This is a genomic window from Kitasatospora sp. NPDC057940 (assembly GCF_042887425.1).
Taxonomy (GTDB): domain Bacteria; phylum Actinomycetota; class Actinomycetes; order Streptomycetales; family Streptomycetaceae; genus Kitasatospora.
Map to the genome: position 1 here is coordinate 106668 of NZ_JBHVPH010000013.1, position 10377 is coordinate 117044.

Here is a 10377-nt window from a genome sequence, read left to right on the forward strand (position 1 = left end):
ACCCCCTATATCTACAAAATTTTTTGCGCCGGCCGCTTCCTTTTTTTATTAGCCACGGGGTGGCGCCCCCCCCCCCACCCCCGGGGGGGGGGGGGGCGCCCGGCCCCCCCCCCCACTCCGCCCGTCCGCGCCCTGCGCACCGGCGGGCCCGGTCACGCACTCAGGACGAGCCGCCCCCACCACGGATCAGGCGCAGCGCCGGCCCCGCGCGCCCGGCCGCCCGCCCGGCCCTCCGCCGCTCGGCCTCCCGCTCGGCCTGCTGTTCGGCTTCCCGCTCGGCCTGTTGTTCGGCCACCAGGTCCGCCGACACGCGGGCACCCAACGCCCGCAGCTCGGCCTTGCGCTCCTCGTCGGCCTCCTCGTCGCCCGGGTAGGCGGCCACGTACTTGACGCCGTGCTCGTCCTCCCAGGCGTAGCTGCGGTACTGCGTCGTCGCCTCGTCCTCCGCCACAGGGAACCTCCGCTCCTCAGTCTTCGGGGTGGCCCACCGTAGGCGACCGACCCGCACCGGGAAAGGGGCCGTGACGCCCGCACCGCACCCCCCGTCACGCGGCTGACGGGCCGCTTGCCGCCCTCACGCCTCGGGCCACGCCCCCCTCACGGGCCGTCCGTCGCCGACGACCGTTCCCCCGATCGAGGGAAGCGGCGCCCGTCCGTGCGCCCGCTCCGGGACGAACCGGGACACTGAGGCCATGAGGATCTGGAACCGGCCCGTCCTGGGCGTGGTGGCTCTGGCCGCCGCCGCCATGCCGAGCCTGCTCGCCACGGTGCCGGCGCAGGCCGCCGGTCCGGCGGTGGCCGCCCACTCCGCCGAGCGCGCGTCCCGGCGCGACGTCTACGTGCCGCGCGTTCTCTCCCCTCGGGCGGGGGCGGTGTGGCGGGTCGGCGAGCGGGTCGAAGTCACCTGGGACGTCTCGGATCCGCCGGCGCAGATCACCAACCGCACGGGGTCCATCGCCTTGCGCGCGGGCGGCGTCACCCTCCTCGACCGGGTCCTCGCCCGTGACTTCGACATCCTGCTGGGACGGATGGAGGTGACCGTGCCGGACGTCCCCCCTGGAGACGACTACCGGGTCGTCCTGTCCGGTGATTCCGGCAACTGGTCCGAGCCCTTCACGATCGCGTCGGACGGCCGGGCCGCCCCGCCGCCGGGTGCGCCGGCTACTCGTCGTCGGTGAAACTGACCGAGCGGATGCCGCTCTGGGCGCTCGAACCACCCGGCCTGATGGTCTTGACCTCGTCCCGGCAGCCGGCGCCGAGGAAGACGGTCGCCTCCGCGTCGGTGTCGTTGTACAGCTCGGTGACGCGGCGGCCGAGGTCGTAGCACCGGTCGCCCTCGGGGTTCTCCAGCGTGTGCTCCTGGTTGTTGCTGATGTAGGTGAAAGTCCCCTCCGCGGCTTGGGCGTTGGACGGGACTGCGATGCACAGAACCGCAGCGGCACCGACGGTGACCAGCGTCCTTCCGAGGCTCTTCACGGACTCGTCTCCTTTGAACGACGGGCTTGGCTTCCTCAGCGGTGCCAGTGTGGCCGTTCGGACACGCGAGGACGCGGGACGTCACTCGAATGGACCTTCGGCGGCGTTTCCCGCCCCTCCGGAGAGCGGTGTTGGGTGTTAGGAGGGTTCGCCCCCGATGCACCGGCCAACTTCTTTGTGCCATCTGCCAGTACGGCGGCCCGGCGGGGCGGAGGAGACTTTCCGCCACGGCCGCGACCCGGCGGGCGACGCACAGGAGGGGCGGCACGTGGGCGTGCAGCAGTACGACGGGATCGGCGAGGCGTTCGAGGGGTTCAAGTCCCTGCCCATGATCCGCTACGGGGAGGTGCCGAGCTTCCTGGGCCTGGTCGGGGACGTGGCCGGCCGGTCGGTCCTCGACCTGGCGTGCGGCACCGGCTTCTACAGCAGGGAGTTCAAGCGGCGCGGCGCCACCGACGTCCTCGGCGTCGACATCTCCGCCGAGATGGTCGCCGCCGCGCGCGCGATCGAGCGGCGCGAGCCGCTGGGTGTGCGCTACGAGGTCGGCGACGTCTCCGAACTGCGTCCCCTCGACCGGAAGTTCGACATCGCGCTGGGAGTGCAGTGCCTCAACTACGCCGAGGACGTCGCGGCGATGGAGCGGATGTGCCGCACCATCCACCGGAGCCTGGTGCCGGGCGGGGAGTTCTTCGTGCTCGCCCAGAAGCCCGACTACCGCTTCGACTGCCCCTCCCTGGACAAGTACGGGTTCCGCTGCGAGCCGACCGGCGAGGAGATCGAGACGGGCCCGCGGGTGCGGATCACGGCCCTCCTCGACCCGCAGCCGATCAGCATCGTGGGCGCGGCCCCGCGCCGCGAGGTCTACGAGCAGTGCCTGCGGGCGGCCGGGTTCCGCGACGCCGAGTGGGTCCCGCTGCAGGTGTCCGAAGCCGGCCTGCGCGAGTTCGGCGAGGACTTCTGGGCGGACCTCCTCGCCAGCCCGCCGCTGGAACTGCTGCGCTGCCGCGCCTGACCGGCCCGGCGCCGTCCGCGCCTCAGCTCCAGTCGAAGGTCAACAGGGCCAGTCGGTCGACGGGTTCGAAGAACAGCATGATCCAGTCGGCGCCGCTGCCGCGGTAGTGCCAGCCGGGCACCGCCGCCACGAACTCGAAGCGGCGGCCGGACGGGCCGACCGGCCAGGTGCGGTCGCCGTCGTAGTCGAGCGGGAACACGTCGGTCTCGATCCAGTTGCCGGCGGAGTCGGCGTAGCCGCCGAGCTGGTCCAGGAGGGCCATCTCTCCGGTGTGGCCGGGGTGCGGCAGGCCGTCGTCGCCGAGGTGGACGAGCCGGCCCTCGCGGCGGAAGCTGTCGCGGTGCGCCCGGTAGCTGCGCTCCTGGCGTTCGCAGTGCTCGGCGAGGTCGGCGTGGAACCCCGGCCAGGGGTCGGGGACTTCGCCCGGGCCCGCCGCCCGGGCGAAGTAGCGCACGTCGCCGGCCAGGCGCAGGCGGTCGCCCTCCAGCGTGAAGCCGAGCCAGTTGGGCGCCTGGAGCCCCGTGTGGAAGGCCGAGGTGTGGTCGCCGATGCAGCCCTCCGACGGTTCCAACGGGCTCAGCAGGTGGATCCACCCGTGCCAGGCCGGGTTGACCTGGGCCAGGTCGATCGAGACCAGCGGGTGCAGGTGCCGGGCCAACTCGGCCTGGTCGGCGACGAAGACGTCCGCCGGATCGGGGTAGATCCGCAGGGCCGCCCCGGCCGTCATGACGTCCTCCCGCACGGGAGTGTCTTCCACGGGCATCCGGATCTCCTTCGGTGACCACGCGTCGACGGCCGGCCGGCTGACGATCAGCCCCTTCCTACCAGGCGCCTCTGACAGGAGCCCTGGCACCGCCCGGCGACCGACGACTGTCGGTGGCCGGTGCTACGTTCCGGTCCTCGGCACGACGACTCGGCACGACGAAGGGGGCTTCCCGATGCAGCAGTTGTGGGCGCGGATCGAGGCCGCGCTGGAGCGGATCGCCCCGGAGGTGGCGGCCGCGATGCCGCCCGGCGCCACCGACGGGCAGATCCGGGCGGCGGAGACCGCGATGGGGGTGGAACTCCCGCCGGACGTCCGGGAGTCCTACCGCTGCCACGACGGCCTGCCGGGGGTCCTGATCGGTTTACACGCCGCGCTCCACCCGCTCGACGCGATGGTGGACGACTGGCGCGAGCGGTCCGTCGACGCCGGGGACCCGCCCTGGGACGAGCGGGCGGAGGACGGCGTGATCCGCCGGGACGTCGCCTGGTCCGCCGGATGGGTCCCCTTCATCTCCATCGGCAACGGCGACGTGATCTGCATCGACCTGGACCCGCCCGTCCCGCAGCGCCGCGGCCAGATCATCGACTGGTCGCACGAGGGCTGGCGGGCCGGCTACGAGGCCGCCGGCCTGCGGGAGTTCCTGGAGGCCTTCGCCGCCGACCTGGAAGCCGACCGCTACCGGGCCGACGAGACGCGCCTCGCCTGGGACGGCAGCGGGCTGCCGCTGGTGATGCTGAAGGACTGAGCGTCAGCGCGCCCCGCTCGCCCCGGTTGCCGGATCGGGGCTGCACAGCCAGCCGTTGACGGCGAAGCGGCTGTCCTCGGGCCGCCGGCTCGGGCATTGCACCGGGCGCACCTCGTGCCAGGCGGTGGGGCGGAAGAACACGATGCTGTCGTGCTCGGGCTCCCAGTCCCGCCAGGTGCGCTTCTCCCACTCCCCCGTCGTCCCGCCGTACAGCGGCAGCGCGGCGTCGAACACGCGCAGTGCGCCGCCGCCGAACGGCCGGGGCGTGCGGTGCAGGTAGTAGACGAAGGTGAGCAGGCGCCGGGGGGAGAACTCGGCGCTGGTGTCCTGGTGCGGCCGGTAGAAGTCGCCGTCGTTGTGCACGTTGAGGGTGTAGTCGGGCTCGGTGTTGCGGCAGGAGACGCCCAGGGTGTGCTCGACCGCCTCCAGCACCTCGTCGACGGCCGCCAGCAGTTCGGGCGCGGCGAACTCCCGGCACGAGCGGGAGCGGCGGAAGTCGGGGGCCAGTTCCCGGTCCCCGATCAGGGAGGGTTGCAGCGCCTCTCCGGCGGAGGCGACGGCGACGGCGCGTTCCAGCAGGGCGTCGGCCGTCCGCTCGCCCAGGAGCCCGGTGATGCGGCAGACCGTCACCGGGAGCCGCCAGATCGCGTCCGTGCTCACCGGCGACGGCTGCTCCGTCGCGGTGTCCGACTCCGTCGCGGTGTCCGGCCCTGCCATGGTGTCCCGCCCTCTCGTCGTCACGCGGCCTCGGACGCGCTCACGCCCGGGGCCGCATCGCCCGGTGCCGCACCCGATCCCCTACCGGCTCCAGTCCACCGGGACCACGTCCTGCTTGAGCCCGCGGTCGCTGCACACGGCACACGGGCTGCCCGGGACGCCGGGGCCCTGGTCGGTGCCGATGGTGATGGCCCCGTGGGCGCCGGCCGGGGCGTGGACGCCGTCGCCGACCATCGCGGCCTCGTAGCCGCCCAGCAGTTCCTGCAAGGTGCCGGGGCCCAGGTTCTCGGGGGCGGTGATCGCGGCGATGCCGTCGTAGTCGGTGTAGGCCGCGCCCAGCGTCCGGCCGCCCACGGTGGCGAACACGATCCGGGCACCGCGGATGGGCTCCCCCGTCACCGCGTCGGAGGCCATCGCGTGGATGTTCTCCAGCTGCATCTGGGTGACGTTCAGGCTCGCCTGGCTGGTCGTGAGCCTGGTCGGCTTGAGGCTGGGGCACTCCGCCCCGCTGCACGACGGGGCCGTCGAGGCGGCCGCGGACGCGGTGACCGCGCTCCCCGCACCCAGCGAGGCCAAGGCCGCGGCCATCACCGCGACGGTCTTGCGACCAACAGAGCTCATGATCCACTCCCGTGGGAACCGCCCGCGCGTGCTCCGCTGCGACGCCCGAGGGCCGCGAGGGCCGGGCGCGTGCGGCACACGACGGGTGCCGCCCCCCATCGGACGACACGGCCGAGCGTAGCCACCGCCCGTCCGGCCCGACCAGCCGACGACCACGAGTTCGCAAGATCTGATGAACAGTCAACACCGTGGTGACAGCGGCAACCGGGGCGCGGCGGCCGTTCGGCGCAGGCCCCTCAGCGGGCCGGTCGCGGCGGGTGGGAGGGCGCCGTCCAGGAGGCGTGGGCGTTGAACGTCAGGCCCGCCCGGTCCGAGGGGGGCGTGTGGTCCGGGTCGTTGCGGACGACCTCGATGCGGTGGCTCTCGACGTACAGCGCGGTGAGGTGCAGGCCCGGCGCGGGGGCGCGGACCTCCTGCCGTTCCCGGGTCATGGCGGTGACGAAACGCGTGCTGTCGTAGCCGAGTTCGCGGCTGAGGGAGGCGGCCGCCCTGGCGCCGAGGCCCTCGATCTCGACGCCCGCCTCGAACCCCGCGGACAGGCCGACGGCTTCGCGGCAGGCCTGCGACTGCGCCTCGTCCACCCCCCACGGGACGGTGGCGCGAACCGTGCCCGGGCCCGGGTCCTGGCGCAGGTCGGTGACCGCGACCCGGGTGTGGAACCGCTGGCGCCGCACCGTGTACGTCGGCGAGTTGCGCAGGATCCACTCCGTGGACGCGCCCCGGTCGAGGACGGCGGTGCACGGGAGGACCACCTCCCGGTCGACGACCGGCTCGGTCCGCTCGGGCGCGTCGCCTGCGCCCGTGACGGCCGGGCCCTTCGCCGTCCCCCGGCGGACCTGCCGCAGCGGCACGTCCAGCACGTGGACGTCGCCGGGGTCCTCCCCCTCGTAGTCGCCGTCGAAGTAGGAGATCCAGGTCGCGATGCCGGGGGTCAGCAGGCAGCCCGTGCCGCCGGGGATCGTCTCGGGGCGGACGGTCTCGGGGATCTCCAGGCCGCCGCGCCCGCGCCAGACGCCGAGGGCCACGTAGGGGCGTCCGCCGATCTCCTCCTTCACGCAGCGCAGGTCGCCCTGGGCGACGAAGGCCGCGCCGCCGAGGTCGCGCAGGACGTCGCGGGGGCCGTGGACGGTGTCCGAGGACCACAGCGCGCTCAGCGCCCGGTACCCGGGAGGGGCCACCGGCACCAGGCCGCGCAGCACCCCGTCGGAGTCGGTGACCTTGCGCCACTGCCTGGGCTCGGCCAGCGCGGCCGAGCCGGCGGTGCTGCCCCGCACCCAGGTCATCGGGGCGTTGTCGGGGATGACGCTGCACAGGGCGTGGTAGCCCTCGGGCGGTCTGGTCTCGCCGGTGCTGAAGACGAAGGTGAGTTCGCCGAACTGCTGTGGTGCCGAGTAGCTCATATCCGCTCCTCCTGTCGGACGGCTCGCGACTGCCGGAACGGGCGTGCCGGTCCGCGGCCGGCCCGGGCTCAGCGGCCCGCGGTCACCGGGTAGTGGTCGCTGTAGTCGGTGAAGGCCCGGCCGCCCGCCTCCCAGCTCGGCGAGGAGGTCTTCAGGACCTCGCTCGTCCAGGCGTCGCACGGCGGGGCGTGGCCCTTGCGGAGCAGGACGTGGTCCGTGTCCTCGGCGGGGTCGGCCGGGTGGCGGTGCAGGGCGGCGTCGTTGGCGATGGTGTCGAAGGAGTACTTCCAGCCGGTCCGGGGGCCCGCCTCCTGGAGGTTCCCGAAGCCCAGGACGTCCTGGAAGTCGGGCGAGTGGCGGTCGGTGTTGAAGTCCCCGGCGACGATCACCGGCTCGTGCGCGGGGATGCGGCGGTCCGTCAGGAAGACGTCGATGTCGCGCAGCTGGGAGCGGCGCATGATCCTCGCCTGGCCGGTCAGGCACGCGCCGTCGTCGGACTGCAGGTGGGTGCCCACCACGTGCACGCGCCGGCCCTCGACCTCCAGCACGGCGTAGGCGAAGCCCTTGGCGGCCTCGGCGTCCCAGCCGCAGGCCACGTCGTAGACGTACTGCTCCATCCGCAGGATGGGCCACCTGCTGACGATCGCGACCCCGCCGCGGGCGTGCAGCGGGGAGATCTGGCGGCCGTGCGTGGCGGCCCAGCCCGACTCGTCCACCCCGACCACCGGCGTGCGGTGGCGGTACCCCCGGCCCTCCAGGCCCTGCATCAGCTCCTCGGAGGGGCCGGGGTCGAAGAGTTCCTGGAAGACCAGCACGTCGTGGTCCGCGACGTACGCGGACTCGGCGATCAGCCGCGAGCGCGCCGCGTTGTTCCAGTCGCCCTCGCTCTTCTGCGTCAGCCAGGACAGGAACATCACGTTGTGCGTCAGAACCTTCAAGGCCGTCCTCTCCGAACCGGCGGGCGCGGGGCGCACACACGGCGGAACCGGTCCGGGGCGCCCCGCCCCCCAAGTGAAGGGGGTCGGCCCGCGCCCGTCGGCGTCGACGCGCCGGTGCCCTCGCGGACGCCACGGGGCGCGGGAGGCACTGCGGGCTCGCGGCGGAGCCGGTCGGGGCGTGCACGGACGATTCCGCGCCGGTGCGCAGCCGCCCGTCCGGCCGCAGTGGGGTCGAGCACGGCACGGCGCGGCACGGCACGGCACGGCGCGCGGTAGGACGGCGGCACGCGTCCGAGCCGCCCGGCGGGTGCGGCCGGGCGGCTCGGGGTGGTCGGGGCCGGGGTTACGCGGTGGCGGTCGGGAGCTTGGCGGTCAGCGCGGTCGGAACGCTGACCACGTCGGCGAGGCTGTACTTGCCGGGGCCGAAGTCGGCCGCGGTGAGGGCCTTCTTGCCGCCGCCCGCGACCAGCCAGACGGTGGGGCTGTCGGGCGAGAGCAGCAGGGTGCCGTCGGCGGGGGCGCTCTTGGCGGCGGCCGCGCCCAGCCAGGTGCCGGGGACGCCGATGAGCGGCTGCTTGTCGTAGCCCATGGCGGTGAAGTCGGCGTAGGTCAGGGAGACCGCCAGGCCGCCGGCCATCACGTAGACGGTGGAGTCGGTGCCGGCGGCGTCGGTGATAACCGTGCCGTTCTTCAGGGGCTTGGCGACGGCGCCCTGCAGCCAGGCCTCGGGCACGCCCATCAGGGTCCTGGTGTTGTAGCCGTCGGCGGTCCACTCGCTGCCGGAGATGTGCAGGGCGCTGCCGTTGACCATGACGTACATCGACGGGTCGGTGCCGGCCTGGCCGTTGACGACGGTGCCGTTCGGGACGGTGGCCTGGGTGGCGGAGGCGAGCCAGGCGCCGGGGACGCCCATGTCGGCGCGGGTGTTGTAGCCGTCGGCGGTCCACTCGGCGCCGGAGATGGGCAGGGCGGCGCCGGAGACGACGACGTAGCGGGCGTTGCCGCCGGCCTGGTCGTGGACGACGAGGCCGGTCGGGAGGGTGTTGGTGAGCGCGTTCTGCAGCCAGGCGGTGGGGACGCCCATGTCGGGGCGGGTGTTGTAGCCGGCCGCCGTCCAGTCCGCGCCGGAGATGGTCAGCGCCGCGCCGGCGACGACGACGTAGCGGGCGTTGCCGCCGGCCTGGTCGTGGACGACGGTGCCCTCGGGCGGGGTGGTGGGCAGGGCGTTGAAGCGGGCGTCGTCCACCAGGACGATCTTGCTCAGGTCGTAGCCGTCGGGGGCGACGTCGGAGCCGGTGACGGGCAGGCCCGCGCCGCTGATCAGGACCTTGACCGAGGCGCCGTTGGGCGACTTGACGAGCGTGCCGGCGGGCAGCGACGCCGGGTCGGGGTAGGAGGTGCCGGCCGGGTAGGGGTTGGCGTGGTCGGCGCCCAGGTTGGCCCCCGGGCCGCAGACCGGCCAGGCGCCCTGGCCCTGCTTGGCGAGGACCTTCTCGGCGATCAGGATCTGCTGCTGCTTGGTCGCCCGGTTGGCGTAGGGGGCGTACTGGCTGCCGCCGTAGGCGAGCCAGGTGCTCTGGGAGAACTGGAGGCCGCCGTAGTAGCCGTTGTTGGTGTTGATGCTCCAGTTGCCGCCGCTCTCGCACTGGGCGACCTTGTCCCAGGTGGACACCGAGGCCGCGGAGGCCTGGCCGCCGAGGGCGAGCGGGGCGGCGAGGGCGAGCAGGGCGGTGGCGGCGACGAGGGCCGGTGTCTTGCGGGCGGCGGCGGTCATGACGGAAGTCCCCCTGGGGCAGATGCGGGTCGGATGAGCGGGTGTGTGCGGGTGCGGGGCGTGCGGGCGCGGGGCGGCCCGGCCGGCGGTGGCCGGTCCGCCCTGGCGGGGTGGGTGCGTCAGGCGACGGTGGGGAGCTTGGCGGTCAGCGCGGTCGGGACCTTCACCACGTCGGCGGCGTTGTAGGAGCCGGGCGCGGCCGCCTTCTTGCTGCCGCCGTTGACGACCTGCCAGACGGTGGGGCCGTCGGAGGACTGGAGCAGGGTGCCGTCGGCGGGCGCGCTCTTGGCGGCGGCCGACTGCTCCCAGCTGCCGGGGACGCCGCGCAGCGGCAGCTTGTCGTAGCCGAAGCCGGTGAAGTCGGCGTAGGTGAGCGGGACGGCCAGGCCGCCGGCCATCACGTAGACGGTGGAGTCGGTGCCGGCGGCGTTGGTGATCAGGGTGCCGTTGGCGAGCGGGCGGGCGACCTCGGCGGCCTCCCACTCCTCCGGGACGCCCAGGACCGGCTGGTTGGCGTAGACGGTGCCGAACTCGGCGCTGGTCATCGGCAGTGCGGAGTTGTTGGCCATCACGTAGATCGACGGGTCGTTGCCGGCCTGGCCCTTGATCAGGGTGCCGTCCGGGACGGTCTTCTTGGCCGTGGCGTTGAGCCACTCGCCGGGCACGCCCATCAGGGACTGGAGGTTGTAGCCGTCGGCGGTCCACTCGGAGGCGGAGATGTGCACGGCGGCGCCGTTGACGACGACGTAGCGGCTGGGGTCGGTGCCGGACTGGTCCATCAGGACGGTGCCGTTGGGCATGGGCTTGGCGATGGCGGCCTTCAGCCAGTCGGTGGGCACGCCCATCAGGGACTGGAGGTTGTAGCCGTCGGCGGTCCACTCGGAGGCGGAGATGTGCATGGCGGTGCCGTTGACGACGACGTAGCGGC

12 protein-coding genes are annotated in these 10377 nt (G+C 73.7%); 3 read left to right on the forward strand and 9 right to left on the reverse strand.

Translation table 11 applies throughout. The annotated features are described in order from the left end of the window. Positions 1 to 160 precede the first annotated feature (160 nt). Entirely contained in the window at positions 161 to 451 is a 291-nt protein-coding gene (locus ACFVTF_RS20945; RefSeq protein ID WP_387815402.1) for a hypothetical protein, read from the reverse strand. 241 nt (positions 452 to 692) lie between these two features. Between ACFVTF_RS20945 and ACFVTF_RS20950 the strand changes: the two genes are divergently transcribed. After that, a complete protein-coding gene (locus ACFVTF_RS20950) occupies positions 693 to 1178 on the forward strand; it encodes a Ser-Thr-rich GPI-anchored membrane family protein (RefSeq protein ID WP_387815404.1) in 486 nt (161 codons plus the stop codon). Here ACFVTF_RS20950 and ACFVTF_RS20955 read toward each other — a convergent pair. After that, positions 1162 to 1476, reverse strand: coding sequence for a hypothetical protein (locus ACFVTF_RS20955; RefSeq protein WP_371515280.1), 315 nt, complete (start codon positions 1474 to 1476; stop codon positions 1162 to 1164). The two genes, ACFVTF_RS20950 and ACFVTF_RS20955, sit on opposite strands and share 17 nt — an antisense overlap. Before the next feature lie 268 nt (positions 1477 to 1744). Here ACFVTF_RS20955 and ACFVTF_RS20960 point away from each other — a divergent pair, with 268 nt between their 5' ends. Then, entirely contained in the window at positions 1745 to 2488 is a 744-nt protein-coding gene (locus tag ACFVTF_RS20960; RefSeq protein WP_387815406.1) for a class I SAM-dependent methyltransferase, read from the forward strand. A gap of 22 nt (positions 2489 to 2510) precedes the next feature. Here the strand turns inward: ACFVTF_RS20960 and ACFVTF_RS20965 are convergent, their stop codons facing one another. Beyond that, entirely contained in the window at positions 2511 to 3251 is a 741-nt protein-coding gene (locus ACFVTF_RS20965; protein WP_387815408.1) for a hypothetical protein, read from the reverse strand. Between the two features lie 175 nt (positions 3252 to 3426). On the opposite strand from ACFVTF_RS20965, the gene ACFVTF_RS20970 reads away from it, so the two are divergent. After that, positions 3427 to 3999 (forward strand): SMI1/KNR4 family protein, encoded by a 573-nt coding sequence (locus ACFVTF_RS20970; RefSeq protein ID WP_387815410.1) that lies wholly within the window; start codon positions 3427 to 3429, stop codon positions 3997 to 3999. A gap of 3 nt (positions 4000 to 4002) precedes the next feature. Here the strand turns inward: ACFVTF_RS20970 and ACFVTF_RS20975 are convergent, their stop codons facing one another. The 6 genes from ACFVTF_RS20975 to ACFVTF_RS21000 all read right to left on the reverse strand — a co-directional run. Next, positions 4003 to 4716, reverse strand: coding sequence for a 2OG-Fe(II) oxygenase (locus tag ACFVTF_RS20975; protein WP_387815412.1), 714 nt, complete (start codon positions 4714 to 4716; stop codon positions 4003 to 4005). An 81-nt stretch (positions 4717 to 4797) separates the two neighbouring features. After that, a complete protein-coding gene (locus tag ACFVTF_RS20980; RefSeq protein WP_371515285.1) occupies positions 4798 to 5337 on the reverse strand; it encodes a hypothetical protein in 540 nt (179 codons plus the stop codon). A 236-nt stretch (positions 5338 to 5573) separates the two neighbouring features. Next, on the reverse strand, positions 5574 to 6737 hold the full coding sequence (locus tag ACFVTF_RS20985; protein ID WP_387815414.1) for a hypothetical protein: 1164 nt from the start codon (positions 6735 to 6737) through the stop codon (positions 5574 to 5576). 68 nt (positions 6738 to 6805) lie between these two features. Then, positions 6806 to 7675, reverse strand: a complete 870-nt coding sequence (locus ACFVTF_RS20990) for a sphingomyelin phosphodiesterase (protein ID WP_387815416.1) — start codon at positions 7673 to 7675, stop codon at positions 6806 to 6808. A 343-nt stretch (positions 7676 to 8018) separates the two neighbouring features. Beyond that, positions 8019 to 9449, reverse strand: coding sequence for a transglycosylase family protein (locus ACFVTF_RS20995; RefSeq protein WP_387815418.1), 1431 nt, complete (start codon positions 9447 to 9449; stop codon positions 8019 to 8021). A 119-nt stretch (positions 9450 to 9568) separates the two neighbouring features. Further along, on the reverse strand, positions 9569 to 10377 hold an 809-nt coding region (locus ACFVTF_RS21000; protein ID WP_387815420.1), incomplete at its 5' end, for a hypothetical protein.

Bases quoted from the DNA above. Each gene is read 5' to 3' on its own strand.
- ACFVTF_RS20950 (WP_387815404.1), top strand. From the start codon at position 693: ATGAGGATCTGGAACCGGCCCGTCCTGGGCGTGGTGGCTCTGGCCGCC.
- ACFVTF_RS20965 (WP_387815408.1), bottom strand. From the start codon at position 3,251: ATGCCCGTGGAAGACACTCCCGTGCGGGAGGACGTCATGACGGCCGGG.
- ACFVTF_RS20970 (WP_387815410.1), top strand. From the start codon at position 3,427: ATGCAGCAGTTGTGGGCGCGGATCGAGGCCGCGCTGGAGCGGATCGCC.
- ACFVTF_RS20975 (WP_387815412.1), bottom strand. From the start codon at position 4,716: ATGGCAGGGCCGGACACCGCGACGGAGTCGGACACCGCGACGGAGCAG.
- ACFVTF_RS20980 (WP_371515285.1), bottom strand. From the start codon at position 5,337: ATGAGCTCTGTTGGTCGCAAGACCGTCGCGGTGATGGCCGCGGCCTTG.
- ACFVTF_RS20985 (WP_387815414.1), bottom strand. From the start codon at position 6,737: ATGAGCTACTCGGCACCACAGCAGTTCGGCGAACTCACCTTCGTCTTC.
- ACFVTF_RS20995 (WP_387815418.1), bottom strand. From the start codon at position 9,449: ATGACCGCCGCCGCCCGCAAGACACCGGCCCTCGTCGCCGCCACCGCC.